This is a genomic window from Collinsella aerofaciens (assembly GCF_015558785.1).
Taxonomy (GTDB): Bacteria; Actinomycetota; Coriobacteriia; order Coriobacteriales; family Coriobacteriaceae; genus Collinsella; species Collinsella aerofaciens_P.
In genome coordinates this window covers 139,687-159,814 of sequence record NZ_JADMOP010000002.1, presented here as the reverse complement: position 1 = coordinate 159,814, position 20,128 = coordinate 139,687, and the positions used below count along the sequence as shown (strand labels likewise).

Here is a 20,128-nt window from a genome sequence, read left to right as displayed (position 1 = left end):
TCCCTCACAAACAATCAAAGAAATCTCGACCGCAATCGGTCGACGGTAAAGCAGATGGCAAAAACGCTTGCTACGTTTATTAGGCAGTCAATTAGAATCGAAATGCATTGACTATTCCCCAACGGGGTCACGCCACAAATCCACATGAGCATCGAGGCTGGAAGCGGAAGCATGGAATTGGCCCCGAGCTGTATGTAGATCGCCACGACGTTGACAAGCAACAGCATGCCAATCGGACCGAAGCCGGACCCAAAATAGGAAACAACAATTACGCAAGAAACCACGTATGCAAGGCAGGCAGCGGCAGCAAGAACAAGTCGATAGCAAAATACATGCAGGTTGAAATACTGCTGAGCATACAAAACGATCGCGCAGTTAAGACAGTACAAAACGACACTCGACAGGATAAACGCGCCCAAAAGGGCAAAAGAAGACAGCACCACTCGCGCAACGATAGCGCACACACGCTTCCCTCCCCGAGCCTCCGACAACCCCCACGGTTCCTCAATAAAGCCCGAACTGACAAAGCGCGGCACAATGCAAGCCGCGATGAACGGAAAGAACAATGCATGAGCCAACGGGGCTACGTTGAACAGCAGACCGCGAAAAACCTCTGCATTACCAAATAGAAGGACATCCTCTGCCGACAGCAGAAGCGTCGGGTCTGGGAAAAAGCCCAAGAAACTGTTCTCACGGAGGCTACAGAACCACATCGGGAAAGAATTAAGCTGCAATACCACTATGCACGCATAAATTACCAGGATTAAAGCGTACATCCATTTGCTCACATGCTTCAATTCTGACTGGAGAAGTCTTTTAATCTGACGAGCCATTGAGCACACCCCCAGCGCGAAAGCTCAAGAGAGCGTAAATCAATACCGATAGACAGCTGGCTGCCACGCCATATCCCAGAAGCGTCAGCTGCCCCATATCGCTATACCCAAGGGCACATCCGACTCCAAGGTACGGCCCCGGAAGAAAGAAGATCCATCGCAAGGACGGTATGGGTGTCTGAAGGTAAGTTCCGTAGAGCGTCAAGCTCATGACAAATCCGATTATTACCACAGCCCCGCTCAATACGGCGCTGCCTGTAATCCGATAGATGGTCACCGTCTCCAACGCAACCGATATCACCAATACGGCGTTAATCATCATCGCGGGCAAAAATGCAGCCAGCATGCTATACGCATAGTTTTGCCCTCCACGTGTTATCGCTATTGCAAACAGAAGAAGGCAAAGCGCACTATATGCTGCGCCAATTATTAAAGCAGACGAAAGTACATGTGCCAGAGCCCCGTTAAAGCAGGCAAGACCTCTTGCTGAAGAAATTCGGTATCCCTCTTCATAGCCGCGCTCCTGTAAAATCGCCAGGCAAACGATGAGCGGAACGAACAGAGAGGTGCCGGCAAAAGCACTGCGCACAAGGGACTCATCGGGTGCAGAAGGATCGATTACATTCCAGCAGAAGCCAATATCCTCCCCAAAAACGCTATTGCCAAAGGCGAGCAACGTTGTTCCGTTTTTTAGAAAGATGCCGAAGAGAAGGCCGAACGCCAGCATAAGCGCAAGACCAAACTTCGCCGGAAACATCCTGTGCAAACGCATCATATCTGCCTTTATGGGATGGATCGCCCGCTTCATAGCGAGACCGCCTTCATCAAGCGCCTGTAATACTCTTTTAGGGACGACGCCTCATCCCTTATGACGTCCATCGATTCCTTTTTCAGCAGTTCGCCGTCATGAAGAAACAGGCAGCTTGTTGCAACCGATGCCAACTCATCCAAATCATGGCTAGAGATGAGCATGGTCTTACCCTGTTCTCGATTCAATCGACCGATAAGGGCCCATATACTCTCGATGCCCAGCGGGTCCAACCCGTTTGCTGGCTCATCAAAAATAAGCAGATCAGTGTCACCCAACAAAGCCGTAGCTATATCCAGCCGCCGTTTCATTCCCAGAGAAAAACTGCTCACGCTCTTTTTCTCTTCGACGTCCAGCCCGACTAGGCTCAAAACGCGAGGAATCTCACGATTCGCATCAAGCCCCCATTCCAAACATCGGATTTGGAGATTCTCAACCGCACTGAGGGATTGGTATGCTCCGCTGGAATCTGGCACATAGCCGACACGCGTCCGCATCAAGCCAAGCTCTCTTTTTGATTTGCCTCCAAAGAGCTCCACGCTCCCCGACGATGGCTCGCAGAGGCCCAAGACGATTTTAATAAGCGTGCTTTTGCCCGCACCGTTTGCACCGACAAGGGCACAGAGCTCAGACTGATGCACCTCGAAGGAAACGTCATGCAAAACGCACCGTTTCCCGTAGCGCTTTGACACCTTTGATAGCTTTATCGCTGATGCACTCATTGGCCTCCCGTTCTGCTTGATAGCAAAACCGCTGCTGCCAGACTGTCGCCTGGCAGCAGCCGCAACTGCTAGAGATTAACTAAACAGAAGTTTTTGCTGCAGTTATTGACGCAAGTGCGTGCTCCACAGAATGTCTTGCAGTAACCGTTGCACCCACCACCGGGGTCCACATAACTCGGTTTGACAATCCAGCTCATATCGTTCCTCCTTTCTATTATCGCTTTTACTTTGTGTTATTGTTTATCGATAACTTATATTTGTCAAGATAATTTAAAGAGATGGGGCCCGCGCTAGACACGGGCCCCATCACACCAATATCTCGTTTTAGCTGCTCGCTATATGCTACTCGTCGCTCAAATCTACAGCAAAGACTGATGTCGGAAGCGACGACTCATTGCCTCCACCATTCCGCATCTGTCTCACGACATTTTTTGCACGCTCAACAATAAGCTCCTCAAGCTCTTTCTCACTCACCCGCCGAATAATATCTCCCGGTTGACAGTCAAGTTCATCGCAAATATCGAGAAGCGTCTTAAGGCGAATAGCTTTAATTTTTCCGTTTCTTAGCTTAGAAATATTAGCCGGAGTATGCCCCGTGGCACGAATCAGATCAGCACTGGTCTTTCCGGTCTTAAGCAGCTGCGTCTCAAGCTCGATGATGAGATAGCTCATGCTTCCTCCTACACAAGCTCGTCAGACTGCTCTTGGAGCAGCGAGGCATAACTCCAGATCACCGAGATACACAGACAGACAGCCGCGCCGATAAGCGACCCCGCATCAAAGGCAACGCCTTGGCAAATCTCAATAACGAAGGAATGAGGCACGACGTAAAGCTCCAGCCCACCAATGGTAAGATTGACCGATCCGTAGGCACCAATAAGCGAAACCGCGGCGTTAACAGCAAAGGCAAGCGCAAGAACACGGATAAGCCGCACATGCGTCTTGGTAAAGGGCGAGACGCCTCGCGAGATGTTACGGCTGATCCCACACAGAACGACAAGCGAAATACCCACGACGAGTGCCAGGCACAGTCCGCTTGGGATAACGATGCACCCGCCATCGAGAAGCGTCACGACGCCGAAAGAATCGACAGAAGCAACGTTTGCAACCGCATACCAGATCACGTAAACAACCAACGCGGCAAAAGCGACGAGCATCCCTGCAAAAACGGCTGCCATGCAAAAGCCAAGCTTCCTGATATTTTCGCCCGCTTTGGCCATACGCTGAACGCTGTTAGACATACACTCACCCTCATCGACTCTATCGTTATTCGAACAGTTTATCGAACAACGATATTGATTGCATGCGGAAAGCCCCGCCAGTGCGCATAGCCCATTCACTAATCAGAAGGGGTGAGAGTGGATTTTTGGACACGTATCGAACGAGAGTGGATAATCTCCCACTTCGAGGCCACCACCGGGCCTAAAACGGGAGATTATCCACTCTCATAGTCATCAAGGCTCGCAAGCTCTTATTCGGCCGCCTCGCGCAGGGCCGACATCGTAGCCGCATATTGCTGCTGCAACGCATGCATTCCCTCGCGAGCGCCGTCAACGGCATCGGCGCCGCGCAGCGCTTCGGTCACCACGACCGCCGGCTCGTACAGATTATCGAATCCCAGGTTCTGGCTCACGCCCTTGAGCGTGTGCGCTGCCATAAACGCTTCCTCGGCGTCTCCTGCCGCCATGGCAGCCTCCAACCTGTCCATGCTCTCGTCATCTAAAAACTTGAGGGCAAAGCGGGCAAGCATTTCCCCGCCCATCAGCCGAGCACACGCGTCATCATAATTAGCGCCGATCTTCTCATACGCCTCACGCATGGAAATCATGGGTTAAAACTCCTTTGGTCAAACTAAATCGTGGGAAACGCGACGACGTCAGCGGGGCGTGCCAACGTCTCGGCAATTTGGTCCTGCACCTCGAGCAGGCAATCGAGAAGCAGCGGGTTAAAGGTACCGCACTTACCGTCCAGGATCATCTGGATAGCCTCCTCGTGCGGGATGGCATCCTTGTACACGCGCACGCTCGTCAGCGCATCGTACACGTCGGCCACCGAAACCACCTGTGCGGCAATGGGAATTTCGTCGCCCTTAAGGCCATCGGGATACCCCTTGCCGTCCCAGCGCTCGTGATGCCAACGCGCAATCTGGTACGCATATTCCATAAGCGCATTGCCGGCGTGATGGCTACCCAGCTCAAGCAACATGTCGGCGCCGATCGTGGTATGCGTCTTCATAATCTCGAATTCCTCGGGCGTAAGGCGTCCGGGTTTGTTGAGAATCGCATCGTCAATCGACATCTTGCCGATATCGTGCAGCGCCGAAGCCAGGGCGATCGTGGAGCGCTCCTCATTGTCGAGGGAGATCGCGCCGCTACGCTGGACCAGACAGCCAAGCAGCAGCTCGGTCAGCTTTTCGATGTTCGTAACGTGCCTGCCGCTCTCGCCGTTGCGAAGCTCCATGACGCCGGCCATGATGTCGATGAGCATGCGACTGTTCTTGACGCGCTCGTTGTACTGCTGGGACAGCAGGTTCGTCAGGCGGCGCTGTTTGGCGTATAGGCGGATGGTGTTGCTTACACGGCGGCGCACGACACGGGAGTCAAACGGGCGGTTGATATAGTCCGAGGCGCCCAGCTCGTACGCGCGCAAAACCGCATCATCGGAATCTTCGCTCGAAATCATGATGACAGGCAGATTATCGATACCCGATCGGCGCGACAGATCGGCCAGCACCTCAAAGCCACTTATGCCCGGCATGACAATGTCCAGCAGCACGAGCGACAACTCATCGCCATAGCGGTCGACCATGTCGAGCGCCGTACGACCGTTGTCGGCCTCGAGGATGCAATACTCGTCCTTGAGCATCTCGTTGAGAATGGCTCGGTTCATCTCGGAGTCATCGGCGATAAGCACCAATGGCTTTTCGCTTTGGAAGGCCTCGATGGAATCGGCATCGGTCACGACCGTACCGGCTTTTGCCTTAGCGCGGCTCAGTAACTGGACAGCGCGGCCAACGCCCCCATCGACCGTCTCGCCATGAATACGAACGCCACCAACACATGCCGTCAAGCTCACGTACTCATGGCCCGGAATAATCGTGGAATGAACGGCATCGGATACCTGATGCAGGCGACGGGTGAAGTCATCGGAGGGAATATTGGGCATGACGACCACAAACTTGTCGCAGCCATAGCGCACAAGCTCGTCAGTCGAACGAATTCCGCTGCGTATGGCTGTCGCCACAGCACCGAGCGCAAGGTCGCCGGCATGACGGCCACACGTGTCGTTGAAGACCCTAAAATCATCAAGGTCGATCATCGCAACGCCGGCATTCATGCGGGCGCTTCGGAGCTTTTCCTCGTAATATCGGCGATTGTGCACGCTCGTCAGCACGTCGGTGTAGACAAGGTCCTCTTCTGCGGCCTCTTGCTCATCGATCGGACGCACCATCAGCAGGACGTGAGGCTTGCCCTCGACCTTCAGAGGGCGCAGATGGGCGCGGTACTCGGTACCATCATTGAGCAGCTGCTCCGATACATCATCGGAACCTGCCAAGGCCTCAAGACTCGACTGACGCAGACAAGGGCAGCGATCGCCGGCGAGCAAGCAGTTAGGCTCGCTCTTAATCTGATCGGCCGACAACAAACGCACCACGGGGTAGGTCTTCGCGACGCGGGCGACCTCGGCGGCAGCCTCCTCGTCGGTTAGATTGACCTCGTGATTATTGAGCATATGGGGCCCTTCCTGTCGTTACGCACGGCAACGGTGCATATCAATTGGTACAAGGGTAGCATCTAACAGCTGAAGGCAAACGCGCGATTATCGTTACATTTTTATGACCTGGCAAACGGCGGTAATGGAGCCGCGGGCGCGCGGTTATGGGCGCATTCGTTAACAATGACGAAACGCTAACAGCCCCTCTCCCCGCAGGTCATCGAGCGTGCTAACGCTCCAAGACATCGCGAACGGCGTTTGCCGCCGTAACGGGGCGATCGCGCAGACCGTTATGCGCGCCCGGGATCGTCACAAGGGGGCAATCGAGATATTCGGCAGCCGCTCGCGTGCCAGCCTCGCGGGGTGTACCGACCGAAAGCTCGCCCAAAAACACAGCCGACACCGCCTTTGATTCTCGGGCGCGCTCCCAGTCGGGAGCATATGTCATATTTGTTCCGTATTCATTGGCCATAAAGCAACGACCATTGCGCAGGGCATGCTTGGCTTCCGCTTCGGTCGTCCCAGGAGCCTCGGGGTCCAAGTCGCCGAGAGCTCCCAAGAAAAGCCGAAGCGCCCTTGAAACCTTTCCAGCCGCAATCATATCGAGCAAAATCGGAGCTGCGCCCATGCCGACGCCTTCGGCCGACACGGCCGGCTCATGCAGAATCGCACGGGCGACGAGATGGGGTTCGGTGCGAAGAAGCTCCAGCGCCACCAACGTACCGGCGCTATGCGCAAGCACATTTGCCGGAGCGCCAACGTGTTCGATCACGGCTTGCAGGTCGGCGGCCTGAGCGGCAAGATCATAGCTGCCGTCTGCCGCATCGCTGCTGCCACCGCAGCCGCGGCGGTCGTAGGCAATTACGCGGTAGTTGTGGCTGAGCTCACAAGCGATACCGTCGAAAAATGTGCCGTCGACACAAGCGCCGTGCACGCACACCAAGGCAGGAGCATCAGGCGACACATCCGGGCCGGCATATTCGCGACAGGCAATCGTGGTGCCCGCATTCTCGACCGTAAAATCCATGTTGTGCCCCCATCATCAATGCTCATCCAGCTGCACGTCAGTGCGGTTGGATGGACCCGCATTGCCTTACGCCTTGTTAACAGATTAACTGTACCCGACCTGAGGCTTTTCATGGCACGGCATAATGAGCGACGTGAAAAAACGAAACTTGTAAAGCAAGAGCCCACACCTTGCTTTGGAGCCGATGCTATGCTTAGGCACAATTGTCTTGAGGAGCATATGCCTATGTCTACGTTTTTGAATGCCAGCCCCATCTTTGGGCCCGTTCGCAGCCGTCGCCTTGGTCTCTCGCTCGGCGTCAACATGATGCCGGCCAGCGGCAAAATCTGCACGTTCGACTGCATCTACTGCGAAAACGGCCTCAACGCCGAGCGCCCCTGCCATGAGCCGTACAACACAGCCGCCGTGGTACTCGGCGCGCTCGAGGCAAAGCTGCGCGAAATGGCAGCCGAGGGCGAGCTCCCCGATGTGATCACCTTCGCAGGCAACGGCGAGCCCACCGCCGCACCGGAGTTTCCGCAGGCCATCGCCGGCGCCGTCGCGCTGCGCGACGAGCTTGCCCCAAACTCCAAGATCGCCGTGCTTTCCAACGGCACGCGCGCCGACCGTCCCGAGGTGCACGACGCGCTCATGATGGTCGACGACAACATTCTTAAGCTCGATACCGTCGACCCGGCGTTTATCCAGCTGCTCGACCAGCCCGTTGGCCCCTACGACGTAGAGCACCAGATCGAGACGTTCGCAAGCTTTGACGGTCACGTTATTATCCAGACGATCTTTTTGACCGGCGAGTATCAGGGCAAGCTCATCGACAACACCGGCGAGGAGTACGTTGCCCCCTGGCTCGCGGCGCTTGAGCGCATTCGCCCACAAGAAGCGACCATCTACACGGTAGCGCGCGAGACACCGATCGCCGGCCTTGCCAAAGCAGCGCCCGAGGTGCTCGACGCCATCGCCGCGCGCGTCCAAGCCCTCGGCATTCCCTGCCAGGTGAGCTACTAGCAAAACCACGCAGCAGCTAGTGCCCGCCACCCCGCTCCATCAGTTGCGGTGATATAGTTCCTGTTTATGCTGTTAAACCGCTTAAATCGGAACTATATCACCGCAACTTTTATGGACGCGTGAGTGGGCTATACTAGCTGCGGATGAAAGGAAGTTAGCCATGTATGACAAAGGACCCGTACCCGGCCGCAACGACGCCTGCTGGTGCGGCAGCGGCAAAAAATATAAGAAATGTCACAGCGCCTTCGACGAGCGCCTCGAGCGCCTGTGGGAGGAGGGCTGGGAGGTTCTGCCCCGTACGCTCTACAAGACGCCCGCCGATATCGAGGGCATCAAGCGCTCCGCCGCCATCAACGTGGGCGTGCTCGACTACGTAGGCGAGCACATCGCCGCGGGCATGACCACCAACCAGATCGACCAGATGATCTACGACTACACCGTCGAGCACGGTGGCACGCCGGCCGATCTCAACTACGAGGGCTACCCCAAAAGCGTGTGCACCTCGATCAATGATGTGGTCTGCCACGGTATCCCCTGTGATACGGACGTGCTGCACGAGGGCGACATCATCAACGTGGACTGTTCCACGATTCTTGACGGCTACTTTAGCGACTCGAGCCGCATGTTCTGCATCGGCGAGGTCTCGGCCGAGCGCCAGCGCCTAGTCGACGTCACTCGCGCCAGCGTGGAGGCGGGTCTGGCCGCCGTCAAGCCGTGGCTACCGCTGTCCGTGATGGCCGAGGCCGTGCAAAAGACGGTCGAGGACGCCGGTTTTAGCGTGGTGCGCGAGTACGGCGGACACGGCATCGGTAAGGAGTTCCACGAGGACCCGTTTGTGGGCTTTACCACCGAGGCGCCCGATGTGGACACCATTATGGCTCCGGGCATGGTCTTTACCATCGAGCCCATGGTCAATGCCGGAGCGCCCGACATTAAGATCAGCAAGGGCGACGGCTGGTGTGTGCGCACCAAGGACGGTAGCGATTCGGCCCAGTGCGAGGTACAGCTCGTGGTGACCGAGGACGGTTACGAGCTGCTGAGCTGGTAGCTGTAGATGCGCCGGGCTTCGCGATGGATATGTTAACCATCGCGAAGCCCGGCGTTTTATTTGAACGTTTTGCCTGATAAAACCTGCCAAAATAAACCTGTCCCTTTTTGGCAGGTCGAGCGGAGAGGACTGCTTGTGAACATTCTGGTTTTGTTGCCCGTCAACGACCGTCATCGCGCAATTCTTGAGTCGAGCGCTCCGGGCGAGGACTTTATCTACACGAGCGCCGACGCCGCCACGCACGAGCAGGTCGCCGATGCCGACGTGATCCTGGGCAACATCGACCCTGGCATGCTCACGGCATGCGAGCATCTCCAGCTGTTGCAATTGCAGACCGCCGGCTATGACGATTACTTGGCCGCCGGCACCGTGCCGGCCGACGCTAAGCTTTCCTGCTCGGTGGGTGCCTACGGCCAGGCTGTGAGCGAGCACATGTTTGCCATGGTGCTGTCTATGATGAAGCGCCTGCGCGGCTACCAGGACCTGCAGCGCGAGCATCGCTGGGAGGACTTAGGGCCGGTCACCTCGCTCAAAAATGCCAACGTGCTGGTGCTGGGCGCGGGCGATATCGGTGGCCACTTCGCCACGCTCTGCCGCAACATGGGTGCGCACGTCCGCGGCATCAAGCGCCATCCGCTCGTCTACCCCATTGTGTTTGAGGACATGGACAGCATGGACGCCCTGCCCGAGCGTCTGGCCGAGGCTGACATCGTCGCATCCTTTATGCCCAGCACGCCCGAGACCCGCGGCTTGGCGAACGCCGAGTTCTTCGCTGCGATGAAACCGGGCGCCTTCTTTGCCAACGGCGGCCGCGGCGACCTTGTGGTCGCCGACGACTTGGTTGCCGCCCTGGAGTCGGGTCATCTCGCCGGCGCCGCGGTCGACGTCACCGACCCCGAGCCGCTGCCTGAGACAAGCCCACTGTGGGATGCGCCTAACATGCTCATTACGCCGCACGTCTCCGGTTGGTTCCACTTGGAGGCTACGCTCAACAATGTGGTCGACATTGCCGCGGAGAATCTGCGTCACCTGCAGGCAGGCGAAACTTTACGTTGTTGGATCGAACACTAGAAGGACGTCAGGTAGTTTCTTGCGTCTACTACACTCATTGCTGCGACGGGTGCGTGTGAACAGAGTTTGGCATCGTTGGTGACCAGAAGGTCTGCCTTTGCGCGCATCGCTGCCGCGATGATTAAATCGTCTTCGTAATCGCTATGGAGCTTACGCTGCTTACTCGCCATCCATATGTCGCTCAGGTCGCAGGGCACGGGCGTAGCAAGTTGCGACAACACATCAAGACAATCCCATGCGAGTGATGTCGCCGCCGAAGCGGCATCTTGAGACAGCGAACCGTGCTCGCGCCGATACCACGCCTTATGTTCGCTCGAAATCAAATAGAACAGGTCTTTAGACGATGTCGCCGCATACAGCAAATCAACCTGAGCCGCGCATGCATCACGTAGAAACTCAATCGCCGCCGAACGACCGCGTCGCTGGGGAATGAAGTAATCGAGCCACACGTTGGTGTCAACCAAGATACGCTTTGGATTCTCACTCACAGAGCCAGCTCATCTCCTCGCCGTAGCGATCCGCGTAGGCGTTCCGTTTGAGTTCTTCATCGCCCGAGGGCTGCACCTTAGCCAAGTCAATTTCCGATTCACGGCAAGCGGCAGCGAACAACTGCGAACCTTGGTCGATGAGTTCGAGCTTGTGCTTGGCGGCTTTCTCTCGCTCGCGCTGTTCCGCCCGGGCACGACCAGGCGAAAGGATGTCCTGGAGCGCGCCGGGCCGATCAGCCAGAGATGCCGCAAGTTGCCAGAGCGCACGCACCGCTTGGCTCGGCGTAATGCCAGCCATGGAGAGAGCGGCGTCCCCTCTCCTTTTAAGATCGGCATCGAGACGTACGTTGATCTGAGCGGCTGTTGTGGTCATGACCCCTCCTTAATACTTTATAATTATCATAAAACTCTATGGTAGATACGTAAAGCATGTATAGCATTTAATAGTATTAGCCGTGCTCTGTGCACAAAAAGCCGCCGAGGCACATTGCACCTCGGCGGCTACGCATCACCAATCTAGTTCGGTTTCATCCTTTGCATTTGCCCAGATAAAACCTGCCAAAATAAACCTGTCCCTTTTTGGTAGGTTTTAGAGCTCCACGCTTTCGGCTCCGTTGATGGTTAGGTTTCGCTCGTAGAAGGCCGTAAGGGCGCGAATGGCGTACATCACGTCGCGTACGCCGCCGGTCTCGTAGCTTGAGTGCATGGCCAGCTGCGGCAGGCCCACGTCCACGGCATGCATGCTCGCCTGCATGTTCGACAGGTTGCCGAGCGTGGAGCCACCCGCCATATCGCTCTTGTTGGCGAAGGCCTGCGTGGGCACGTCGGCGTCATCGCAAATAGCCTGGAACACCGCGCGGCTAAAGGCATCGGTGCAGTAGTGCTGGTTGGCGGCTTCCTTGATAACGATGCCGCCGTTGAGCACAACCTGATTGCGGGCGTCGCACTTCTCGGCGTGGTTGGGGTGCACGGCATGCGCGTTGTCGCAGCTTACAAGCATCGAGGCGGCAAGTGCGCGATGGTACGACTCGTCGTCAAAGCCCAGCGATCCGTTGATGCGGCGCAGCGCATCAGCCAAGAACGTCGACATGGCGCCCTGCTTGGTCTCGGAGCCAACCTCCTCGTTATCAAAGCAGCAGAAGACCGAAACGTCGTGCGCGTTCTCGGCACCCAAAAATGCCTGCAGCGAGGTGTAGGCGCAGGCCAGGTCGTCAAGCTTGGGCGTCGAGATAAACTCGTCAGCCCAGCCCCAAATACGCGCATCCTGGTGGTTGACCAAGAACAGGTCGCGGCCCAGAATCTGCTCGGGCTCAACATCCAGCTCTTCGGCGATCAGAGCATCGAAGTCACCCTGCTTAAGCTCGCCGGCGCTGATGAGCGGGCACAGGTCGACGGCGCGGTTGGGCGCAAAGCCCTCGTTGACGCCGCGGTTCATATGGATGGCAAGGCTCGGAATGATAGCGACCTCGCGCTCGGTGGCAAGCAAGCGGCTCTCAATACGGTCGCCCTCGCGCACCAGCACGCGACCCGCGAGCGCCAGCGGGCGATCGAACCAGGTGTAGTCGATCATGCCGCCGTAGGCCTCGGTGTTCAGGCGCAGCGTCTCGCCTGCGCCGTCGAGCTCGGGCACGGCCTTGACCTTAAACGTCGGCGAATCGCTATGCGACGCCGTGAGCTGAAAATGATAGTCACCGGCAACGCCGTCCTCGCCCCACGTCGCGGCCAGGTCCTCGCCCACCTTAAAGGCGATAACGCTCGAGGTGTTGCGCTGCGTGTAATAACGCCCGCCCGGCTCGATGTCCCACGCCGCATTCTCGGGCAGGTAGGTAAAGCCCGCCTCGTCGAGCTCGGCCATAATGGTCGCCGCCGTATGGAACATGCTGGGGCATGCCTCGATAAAGTCGATAAGGTCGTTGGCGGCCTCGATATCGTCGGCCGTCACATGCGCGCGCTCGGGCGTTTCCTGATCCGTCATGCTCTCCCCTTTCGCTGGGTTGATGGTTCCCTCCAGCATACCCCGCCACGCCAGCGCCGCACTCTTCATTCCATGTTTAATCCCGCGCCGCTCACCAAGTTGAGCCATCGTGCCCGCGCTCCTTTTGCGACAATTACGCTAACAGGACGAGAGGAGCCGTTATGAAGCCACGTAACATTGCCATCGCCTGCGGTGTCGCGGGAGTCGCCGTCGGCCTTGCCGCTGCCACCGGTATCGTTTACCACAAGCAAATCAAGTCCGCCGCGTCGCTCAAACGCCTGTCCGGCTACGCGGATGGCTATGATCTGTACGCAATCGACATCGCCTACGACTACGATCTTGATCGCATCATCGCCGCTGGCGTGCGCGACGACCAGGCCTACATCGATGCCGTGGTGGCGCAGGTGCTGCCCGGTGTGCCGGCACATGTCCAGGCGCCCCAGTTTGCCTGCAGCGCCTTTGTCGCCGTAGATGCCGAAGGCCGCGTGCGCACCGGTCGCAATTACGACTTTAAGGACAACACCTCCGCGCTGCTGGTGCGCAATCATCCACGCGGCGGCTATGCCTCCATCGGATTTGCCGCCCTTAACAACTTGGGCGATAACACTCCGCTTGACTCCGTCGGCAGACGCGCCGCCGCACTCATGGGCCCGTTTGCCCAGCTCGACGGTGTTAACGAATGCGGCGTGTCCATTGCCGTACTCACCCTGGACTCCAAGCCCTGTGACCAGGACACGCAGCGCCCCGTCATCAATACCTCGCTCGCCATCCGTCTGGTGCTCGACCGTGCCGCCACCACGCAAGAAGCTGTCGACCTGCTTTCCGCCTACGACATGCACGCCATGGCAGGACGCGATTACCACTTCTTTATCAACGACGCCGCCGGTGACGCGCGCGTAGTAGAGTGGGATCCGCGCGATCCGGACCGCGCTTTCAAAGCGACTCCTGTACGCCAGGTTACGAACTTCTACGCCTGCTATGGCGACGAAGTGCTGCCCAACCAAAAGAATGGCGAGCTGGGCCATGGTAAAGAGCGCGCCGTCGCGATCGCCGATGTCCTTGATACCCATGTCGGTGCCCAGGACGAAACGATTGTCTGGGAAGCCCTGCGTGCCGCAGCGCAAGAGCCCAATCCGGAAGACATCACCAGCAATACGCAATGGTCGGTCGTCTTTGACAATACCGAACCCGCCGCCGCCATTACGCTGCGCCGCCACTGGGGCGACGTCGACGCCTTCGCACTGTAAGGACCCAGGCCCGTCGACCTTACGCTCGCCTGACGTTGCTTACATTTCTATACGCTTGAGCTAACACGTTTTACCCCCGTATCAACAGTGTGCGGGGGTAAACTTATGCGCATGTTATAACTTGCCCGGAAGGATTCATCATGCTCAGGATCGGTCTTCTTACCAGTGGCGGCGACTGTCAGGCGCTCAACGCCACCATGCGCGGCATCGTCAAAACGCTTATGACCAATAGCGAAGAACCTATCGAGATCTATGGTTTTGAGGACGGCTACCAGGGCCTTATCTACAGCAGGTTCCGCGTCATGTCGCCCGCCGATTTTAGCGGCATCCTCACCCGCGGCGGCACCATCCTGGGCACGAGCCGCACGCCGTTCAAGCGTCTGGATATTCCCGAGGCCGATGGCATCGAGAAGGTACCCGCAATGGTCCACACCTATCATAAGCTGCAGCTCGACTGCCTGTTTATGCTGGGCGGTAACGGCTCCACCAAGACCGCCAACCGCCTGCGCGAAGAGGGCCTCAACGTTATCGCCCTGCCCAAGACCATCGATAACGACACCTGGGGCACCGAGCTGACGTTTGGCTTTACAAGCGCCATCGACGTCGCCACCAAGTGCATCGACGACATCCACACCACTGCGTCGAGCCACGGCCGCGTGTTTGTCATCGAGATCATGGGCCACAAGGTTGGCTGGATCCCGCTGTACGCCGGCGTCGCAGGCGGTGCGGACGTCATCCTGATCCCCGAGATCCCCTACGACATGGATAACGTCATCAAGACCATCGAGCATCGCATGGAGACCGGCAGCCGCTTTACGATTGTAGCCGTCGCCGAGGGCGCTATCTCCAAGGAGGACGCGGCGCTGTCCAAGAAGGAGTACAAGAAGAAGCTCGCCGAGCGTACGAGCCCCTCGATTGTCTACGACATCGCCAAGGAGATCGAAGCCAAGACTGGTCGCGAGACCCGCGTCGCCATCCCCGGCCACACGCAACGCGGCGGCCAACCCGACGCTCAGGACCGCATCTTTGCGACCCAGTGCGGCGTCGAGGCGGCACTTGGCTGCCTACGCGGCGAGTTTGGCTACATGATCGCCCTGCGCGACGGCAAGATGTGCCACATGCCGCTCGAGGAGGTCGCCGGCAAGCTCAAGTATGTCGATCCCCAGAGCGACCTGGTGCGCGAGGCCAAGGCGTTGGGCATCAGCTTCGGCGACGAATAGCCTCGGCTGGAACTGCTCTCATCGGAGGCCCCAGGGCTTACCTCCCAAATCGTCCTCGGACATGTCAGGACCCCGCCGTGCGCTTCGCGCCGCGGGGTCCTTCCGTCCTGCGGAAAGATTTGGGAGGTAAGCCCTGGGGCCTCCTGCGGTAACTAAGGAGGCCGTGGCTATTCGTCTTCTTGCTGCAAGTGCGTGGGCTGAGATTTTGGGATGTTGCAGGCTCTTGGCTGCTACCTGCACTGACATTTGTCCTGAAATGGCTGGTCGTTAGGGGTTGCTACCGGTAGTTGCGGTAGGGTTGGGGCAGATTCTAACTGGAAATGGTGGTCGCTACCGGTTGTTCTCGGCATACTCGGCTCATTCGATTACGGTCACCACATGAAAGGAACTGTCATGGATCTTGCGATGGCGCAGCGGCTCGTTGATCGCCGCAAGGCTGCCGGGCTTTCTCAGGAGGCGCTTGCCGCCCAGCTGGGCGTGAGTCGTCAGGCTGTCAGTAAATGGGAGCGCAGCGAATGCTCGCCCGATACCGATAACCTTATTGCGCTCGCCGCGCTGTATGGCGTGTCGCTGGATGAGCTGTTGTATGGGGAGGCGGCCAACAATGCCGACGACCTGGAGGACGGTAGCGCCGGCACCGAGACAGCGGATGTGGCTGGCGAGGCCGAGGATTCTGCCGAGAACGCCGATTGCGGCGACAAACCACTTGTCGATATTTCCCTCGCGCGCGGCATCCACGTTATTGATCCCAACAAGGGCAAAGAGGTTCATGTTGGCTGGAGTGGTATCCATGTGGCTAACAAGCGCAAGGGTGAAGAGGTCCATGTGGGGCCGGGCGGATTGCATATCGATACGCTTGAGGACGATGGGCATAGCGTGCATACCAATGACGACGGCACCGTCACCATCGACGGCGAGACGTTTTCCAGCTGGAAGGAAGCACACGACAAGCTCGACCATCATGGCAAGCATTTCCACACCAAGGTCGGACGTACATGGAACAAATTCCCCTTCCCCGCGCTTGTCGCCCTCGCCTATCTGGTGCTCGGCATTGTCTCCGGCACATGGGCTACGGGACTCTTCCTCGTCTTTTTGATTCCCGTCTATTACGCGCTTGGCGACTTTATCGACCAACGCCACTTATCTAAGCTGATCGATGTCGTCTATTCAGTCAGTGCCGAGGCATGGTTCCTCTACATGTGACTCTGCCTGGGGCAACCCCATCCCGCCTGGGTAATCCTCATCACCATCCCGGTCGTAAAAGCACTCATGCGTTGGTGCCGTAAACAATGGAAGCATCGCAAACAGGCCTAAACCGCCCTAACCCGCCAGCAACACCCAACTAGTACTCCCCCGCCCATCCCTCCTAAGTTGCGGTGATATAGTTCCGGTTTTAGCCTTGAGTAGTCGAGTTTAGGAACTATTCCACCGCAACTTACGAATGATCGGAGCGGCTACAGCACAAGCGTCGGCGTTCGTTTGATGGTCCGCCACAAAAAGGGCCCATCTACTACGTTTAACTCGAAGGGGCCAACCATGACCGCCTTTTTCGAAAATCGACAGGCCTTCTACCTGCGGTTTTGTTTTTTGTTTTCCCGGCATGGTTGAGGGTATCCAATTAAACATAGTAGATAGGCCCATTTTGTGGCATACGACCCATTCAAGCCCTATCTCGAAGGCTAAAGAGAGCCTCTCATCCACGCTTGCGAGCGAAAACCAAATAGAATGAAAGGCAAATGAAAAGCCCGTTTGACGAGCGGAGGACATATGCGCGACGTAGCCGAAAGCGACTGGAAGCTGTTTAAGAAAATGCTTCCTCAATGGCAAGAACGTTATATGGAAAAGCTCATCGGCCAGTACGTTGAGATACTGAATGGCGACAGCGAAGCGTCCAGTAGATTTTGGGCACTAGAAGAGAGCCTCAATAGAAACAAGCTGTCCTCAGGCGTAATTGCAAACGACATTCGCCGCAGCACAATGCACCGCGAGATAGCCAATTTGCTTATCGACAGCGTGATTACCCTTGACGACCTTGACGGTTTTACCGAGGACATTAAGAGCTATGCGCAGCACTGGATTGGCCAGTAAGGGCACTGAGCGACAAATATCCCCAGCAAAACGGGGCAAACGCCGGACCACCTAATGGTTGTCCGGCGTTTGCCCAGATAAAACCAGCCAAAATAAACCTGTCCCTTTTTGGCGGATTACTCGGCGCTCTTGAGGGCACCGACCATGTCAATCTTGTTGAGGGTACGATTGGTAGCGAGGTTGACGATAAACGTAAAGCCAAAGGAAAGCACCACGGCGAGCACGTAGCTTAGCGGCTCGACCTCGACGTCAAAGTACAGCGACGGCATCTGCAGGATGTACGTAAAGCTCTCGGCCAACGCACCACCCAGTGGAACGCCCAGCGCAGCGCCGATCGCCGTGAGGATCAACGTCTCCTTGTTGACGTAATGGTGCACCTCACCGCGACGGAAGCCCAACACCTTAATGGTCGCCAGCTCGCGCTCGCGCTCGGAGATATTCGTGTTGGACAGCGTAAACACCACCACAAACGACAGGCACGCCGCCATAAAGGTCACGAGCACCACGACCGAATTGATAATCGTAAAGTTCGCCTCATAGTTTTCCCAATGCTCGGCCGTACTCGAAATCGTAAGCCAACCGTCACTCTTAAGATTCTTGCTAAACGCAATCTGGTCGGCCGACGAACCCTTGAGCAGTGCAAAGATGCCGTTAAGACGCGCGCTTCGGCCGAACGTGCGCTCATAGGTGCCCTGCGTCATGTAAAGCGTGTTGCCCAGATAGTTAAGCGAAATGTCGCTGACTTTGACCTTGGCAACATTGAGCGACGAATCCTGGACGTGAGCCGTATCGCCCGGCTGAATCCCCAGCACCAGCTGTGAACTTTTGCTCAGATACACGTCTCCGTCACGCAAAGGCAGCGGTTCTTTGGACTCATCCTCCAGACGCACGTAATCGCCCAAGTCACTCGTGCGGTCATCGGGCACCACGATCAGCTGCACAGTCTCGCTCTTGCCGCCAAATGTAAAGGTGACGTTGTCGGTCATAATCGGCAGCGTCGAAGTCACGGTCACGTTGGAATCATTGGACGCGCTGCGCCCATCCAATGCCGCGCACGTCTGTGAAAAATCGTCGGGATTGGCGACCGCCAGCAGGTCGTAGCGCGTGATATGCCCGTACTGCTTGGGCGAAAGCGCCACCGACGTATCGCGGATGCCCATACCGCAGATCACAAGCGCCGTACAGCCCGCGATACCGAAGATGGTCATAAAGGCGCGCTTTTTGTAGCGGAATAGGTTGCGTGCAGCGACCTTGTTTAAGAAGCCCATGCGGCGCCAGATAAAGCCGATATGCTCGAGCAGAATGCGCGAGCCGGCGCGCGGGGCCTTGGGACGCATGAGCGAGGCTGGGGTCTCGGCCATCTCGTGGCGGCAGGCGATAATCGTAGCGCCCACCACGCCCACGGCAAACAGCGCCACCGACACGAGCGAAGACACGATATCGTACGAAAGCAGCATCTGGGGCAGCGAGTACATGTCGTCGAACACCGTAAACAAGAACAGTGGCAGGCCCACAAAGCCGATGATGTTGCCGAGCACGCCGCCGATCAGACATGCCCACAGCGCATAGTCCACGTATTTGGACAGGATGCGCTCGCGTGAATAGCCAAGCGCCTTGTACAGGCCAATAAGCGTGCGCTCCTCCTCGACCATGCGCGTGGCGGTGGTGAGGCTGATGAGCACGGCGACGATAAAGAAGATAAACGGGAACACCGTGGCGATGGCCTCGATCGAAGAACTGTCGCTCTCGACGCTCGAGTAGCTTGCGATGTTACCGCGGTCCTGAATGTACCAAGTGCATTCACCCAGATTGGAAAGCTCGGCGCGGGCATCGGCGAATTGCTGATCGGCGGCGGCGCGGCGCTGGTCCAACTCGGCCTGAGCTTGGACGCGCTCCTCGCTGCCCTCGGCCATGCGGTTGATGCTATCCTGCTCAATCCCAAAGAGCATGGCGGCCTGGCGCTCAGCCGCATCCAAGCTTGCCGGCGTGTCAACCGTCAGCTCCTGGACGCGCGCCTTTTCACGCTCCTCGCGGATCTTCTCGATATTGCCCTTGACCTCATTGATCTTTGCCGTGTAGGCATCCGAGTAGGAGTTGAGGCTCTTGGCTCCCTCGACGATCACGTGGACCGCGGAGTAGGACGATGATGTCGCGGCATCCTCGCTCACATAGAACTTATAGTCCGCAGCCGAAGCGGCACGGAAGGCGTTGACTGTCGAGTCGGAGCTCACATCAGTGGGGTCGAGGACCTCGGCCGTAATGGTGTAATCGCCCGCGGCAAACTGATCCTTGGCACTTTGGTTGGACGAGCTCGCGTCATTGGCGGCAAAACTCACGGTATCGCCGAGCTTTTTGCCCGAAGCCTTCAGGAACTTCGAAGTTACCGCCACCTCATCGGCGCTCTCGGGCAAATCGCCGTTCACGAGCACTGGCTGATCGATGTTCTCCTTGGAGAGACTTTGCACGACCACGCGCTCGCGCGTTGTGCCCACGGCGGTGTAGGCGGTCTCGGTGTAGATACCCTCGGCCGTCTCGACCCCGTCGATCTCTTGGATAGCCGCGAGATCGTCGCGCGTAAGGCCACAGGTCGACTGCACGTTAATGTCATAGACATTCTGCTGGTCAAAATAGGCGTCGACCGAATCGCACAAATCCTCGCAGCCCGCCTTAAGGCCGCACATCACACTCACGCCGAGCGCGGTGATGACCACGATGGACAAGAAGCGCTTAAGACTGCCGCGGATTGTGCGGTAGATGCCACGGCGAAATACCGTCGGCACCATATCGTTTGAGCTTTGGGCGGTACGGTAGGTCGCGAACTCCCGGTCCCGACTCACGTGCTCCGTATCGTGGTTTTGGCTGTTTTGGCGGTCCTGGTCCATGGG

19 protein-coding genes are annotated in these 20,128 nt (G+C 57.4%); 7 read left to right on the top strand and 12 right to left on the bottom strand.

Annotated features, from left to right (window positions below):
* Positions 1–14: 14 nt before the first annotated feature.
* From I2G40_RS01815 to I2G40_RS01780, 8 genes are all read right to left on the bottom strand, one after another.
* Positions 15–833, bottom strand: coding sequence for a hypothetical protein (locus I2G40_RS01815; RefSeq protein WP_195543992.1), 819 nt, complete (start codon positions 831–833; stop codon positions 15–17).
* Entirely contained in the window at positions 817–1,641 is an 825-nt protein-coding gene (locus I2G40_RS01810) for a hypothetical protein (RefSeq protein ID WP_195543991.1), read from the bottom strand. The genes I2G40_RS01815 and I2G40_RS01810 overlap by 17 nt, the downstream gene beginning before the upstream one ends.
* Entirely contained in the window at positions 1,638–2,363 is a 726-nt protein-coding gene (locus tag I2G40_RS01805) for an ABC transporter ATP-binding protein (RefSeq protein ID WP_195543990.1), read from the bottom strand. Before I2G40_RS01805 ends, I2G40_RS01810 begins: the two co-directional genes overlap by 4 nt.
* Positions 2,364–2,705: 342 nt before the next feature.
* Positions 2,706–3,035: a helix-turn-helix domain-containing protein gene (locus I2G40_RS01800; protein WP_195543989.1), complete on the bottom strand. Its 330-nt coding sequence runs from the start codon at positions 3,033–3,035 to the stop codon at positions 2,706–2,708.
* Between the two features lie 8 nt (positions 3,036–3,043).
* Complete coding sequence (locus I2G40_RS01795; protein WP_195543988.1) at positions 3,044–3,583, bottom strand: hypothetical protein; 540 nt, start codon at positions 3,581–3,583, stop codon at positions 3,044–3,046.
* A 251-nt stretch (positions 3,584–3,834) separates the two neighbouring features.
* Positions 3,835–4,191, bottom strand: a complete 357-nt coding sequence (locus I2G40_RS01790) for an Hpt domain-containing protein (protein WP_195543987.1) — start codon at positions 4,189–4,191, stop codon at positions 3,835–3,837.
* Positions 4,192–4,214: 23 nt separating this feature from the next.
* Positions 4,215–6,095, bottom strand: coding sequence for a diguanylate cyclase (locus I2G40_RS01785; RefSeq protein ID WP_195543986.1), 1,881 nt, complete (start codon positions 6,093–6,095; stop codon positions 4,215–4,217).
* Between the two features lie 211 nt (positions 6,096–6,306).
* Positions 6,307–7,104 carry an alpha/beta fold hydrolase gene (locus tag I2G40_RS01780; protein ID WP_195543985.1) on the bottom strand — a complete coding sequence of 266 codons (798 nt, stop codon included), beginning with the start codon at positions 7,102–7,104 and terminating at the stop codon, positions 6,307–6,309.
* A 225-nt stretch (positions 7,105–7,329) separates the two neighbouring features.
* On the opposite strand from I2G40_RS01780, the gene I2G40_RS01775 reads away from it, so the two are divergent.
* The 3 genes from I2G40_RS01775 to I2G40_RS01765 all read left to right on the top strand — a co-directional run bounded on the left by I2G40_RS01775 (position 7,330) and on the right by I2G40_RS01765 (position 10,225).
* Positions 7,330–8,106, top strand: a complete 777-nt coding sequence (locus I2G40_RS01775) for a radical SAM protein (protein ID WP_195543984.1) — start codon at positions 7,330–7,332, stop codon at positions 8,104–8,106.
* A gap of 160 nt (positions 8,107–8,266) precedes the next feature.
* On the top strand, positions 8,267–9,154 hold the full coding sequence (gene map, locus I2G40_RS01770) for a type I methionyl aminopeptidase (protein WP_055286839.1): 888 nt from the start codon (positions 8,267–8,269) through the stop codon (positions 9,152–9,154).
* Positions 9,155–9,289: 135 nt separating this feature from the next.
* The gene (locus I2G40_RS01765) at positions 9,290–10,225 is read left to right on the top strand and encodes a D-2-hydroxyacid dehydrogenase (protein WP_324252553.1); all 936 of its coding nucleotides are present in this window, start codon (positions 9,290–9,292) and stop codon (positions 10,223–10,225) included.
* Here I2G40_RS01765 and I2G40_RS01760 read toward each other — a convergent pair.
* The 3 genes from I2G40_RS01760 to I2G40_RS01750 form a co-directional block, all read right to left on the bottom strand.
* Positions 10,222–10,713: a type II toxin-antitoxin system VapC family toxin gene (locus I2G40_RS01760; RefSeq protein WP_195543982.1), complete on the bottom strand. Its 492-nt coding sequence runs from the start codon at positions 10,711–10,713 to the stop codon at positions 10,222–10,224. The two genes, I2G40_RS01765 and I2G40_RS01760, sit on opposite strands and share 4 nt — an antisense overlap.
* A complete protein-coding gene (locus tag I2G40_RS01755; protein WP_195543981.1) occupies positions 10,706–11,086 on the bottom strand; it encodes a hypothetical protein in 381 nt (126 codons plus the stop codon). Before I2G40_RS01755 ends, I2G40_RS01760 begins: the two co-directional genes overlap by 8 nt.
* Positions 11,087–11,302: 216 nt before the next feature.
* A complete protein-coding gene (locus tag I2G40_RS01750) occupies positions 11,303–12,688 on the bottom strand; it encodes a M18 family aminopeptidase (RefSeq protein ID WP_195543980.1) in 1,386 nt (461 codons plus the stop codon).
* A gap of 161 nt (positions 12,689–12,849) precedes the next feature.
* On the opposite strand from I2G40_RS01750, the gene I2G40_RS01745 reads away from it, so the two are divergent.
* From I2G40_RS01745 to I2G40_RS01730, 4 genes are all read left to right on the top strand, one after another.
* The gene (locus tag I2G40_RS01745; protein WP_195543979.1) at positions 12,850–13,935 is read left to right on the top strand and encodes a carcinine hydrolase/isopenicillin-N N-acyltransferase family protein; all 1,086 of its coding nucleotides are present in this window, start codon (positions 12,850–12,852) and stop codon (positions 13,933–13,935) included.
* A gap of 140 nt (positions 13,936–14,075) precedes the next feature.
* Positions 14,076–15,155, top strand: coding sequence for a 6-phosphofructokinase (locus I2G40_RS01740; protein WP_195520690.1), 1,080 nt, complete (start codon positions 14,076–14,078; stop codon positions 15,153–15,155).
* 393 nt (positions 15,156–15,548) lie between these two features.
* Complete coding sequence (locus I2G40_RS01735) at positions 15,549–16,358, top strand: helix-turn-helix domain-containing protein (RefSeq protein ID WP_195543978.1); 810 nt, start codon at positions 15,549–15,551, stop codon at positions 16,356–16,358.
* A 564-nt stretch (positions 16,359–16,922) separates the two neighbouring features.
* On the top strand, positions 16,923–17,243 hold the full coding sequence (locus I2G40_RS01730; protein WP_195543977.1) for a multidrug transporter: 321 nt from the start codon (positions 16,923–16,925) through the stop codon (positions 17,241–17,243).
* 116 nt (positions 17,244–17,359) lie between these two features.
* Here the strand turns inward: I2G40_RS01730 and I2G40_RS01725 are convergent, their stop codons facing one another.
* Entirely contained in the window at positions 17,360–20,125 is a 2,766-nt protein-coding gene (locus I2G40_RS01725; protein ID WP_229090600.1) for an FtsX-like permease family protein, read from the bottom strand.
* Between the last annotated feature and the right edge of the window lie 3 nt (positions 20,126–20,128).

Bases quoted from the DNA above. Each gene is read 5' to 3' on its own strand.
- I2G40_RS01750 (WP_195543980.1), bottom strand. From the start codon at position 12,688: ATGACGGATCAGGAAACGCCCGAGCGCGCGCATGTGACGGCCGACGAT.
- I2G40_RS01745 (WP_195543979.1), top strand. From the start codon at position 12,850: ATGAAGCCACGTAACATTGCCATCGCCTGCGGTGTCGCGGGAGTCGCC.
- I2G40_RS01740 (WP_195520690.1), top strand. From the start codon at position 14,076: ATGCTCAGGATCGGTCTTCTTACCAGTGGCGGCGACTGTCAGGCGCTC.
- map (WP_055286839.1), top strand. From the start codon at position 8,267: ATGTATGACAAAGGACCCGTACCCGGCCGCAACGACGCCTGCTGGTGC.
- I2G40_RS01725 (WP_229090600.1), bottom strand. From the start codon at position 20,125: ATGGACCAGGACCGCCAAAACAGCCAAAACCACGATACGGAGCACGTG.
- I2G40_RS01755 (WP_195543981.1), bottom strand. From the start codon at position 11,086: ATGACCACAACAGCCGCTCAGATCAACGTACGTCTCGATGCCGATCTT.
- I2G40_RS01730 (WP_195543977.1), top strand. From the start codon at position 16,923: ATGCGCGACGTAGCCGAAAGCGACTGGAAGCTGTTTAAGAAAATGCTT.
- I2G40_RS01810 (WP_195543991.1), bottom strand. From the start codon at position 1,641: ATGAAGCGGGCGATCCATCCCATAAAGGCAGATATGATGCGTTTGCAC.
- I2G40_RS01785 (WP_195543986.1), bottom strand. From the start codon at position 6,095: ATGCTCAATAATCACGAGGTCAATCTAACCGACGAGGAGGCTGCCGCC.
- I2G40_RS01815 (WP_195543992.1), bottom strand. From the start codon at position 833: ATGGCTCGTCAGATTAAAAGACTTCTCCAGTCAGAATTGAAGCATGTG.
- I2G40_RS01800 (WP_195543989.1), bottom strand. From the start codon at position 3,035: ATGAGCTATCTCATCATCGAGCTTGAGACGCAGCTGCTTAAGACCGGA.
- I2G40_RS01775 (WP_195543984.1), top strand. From the start codon at position 7,330: ATGTCTACGTTTTTGAATGCCAGCCCCATCTTTGGGCCCGTTCGCAGC.
- I2G40_RS01805 (WP_195543990.1), bottom strand. From the start codon at position 2,363: ATGAGTGCATCAGCGATAAAGCTATCAAAGGTGTCAAAGCGCTACGGG.
- I2G40_RS01735 (WP_195543978.1), top strand. From the start codon at position 15,549: ATGGATCTTGCGATGGCGCAGCGGCTCGTTGATCGCCGCAAGGCTGCC.
- I2G40_RS01780 (WP_195543985.1), bottom strand. From the start codon at position 7,104: ATGGATTTTACGGTCGAGAATGCGGGCACCACGATTGCCTGTCGCGAA.
- I2G40_RS01790 (WP_195543987.1), bottom strand. From the start codon at position 4,191: ATGATTTCCATGCGTGAGGCGTATGAGAAGATCGGCGCTAATTATGAT.
- I2G40_RS01795 (WP_195543988.1), bottom strand. From the start codon at position 3,583: ATGGCCAAAGCGGGCGAAAATATCAGGAAGCTTGGCTTTTGCATGGCA.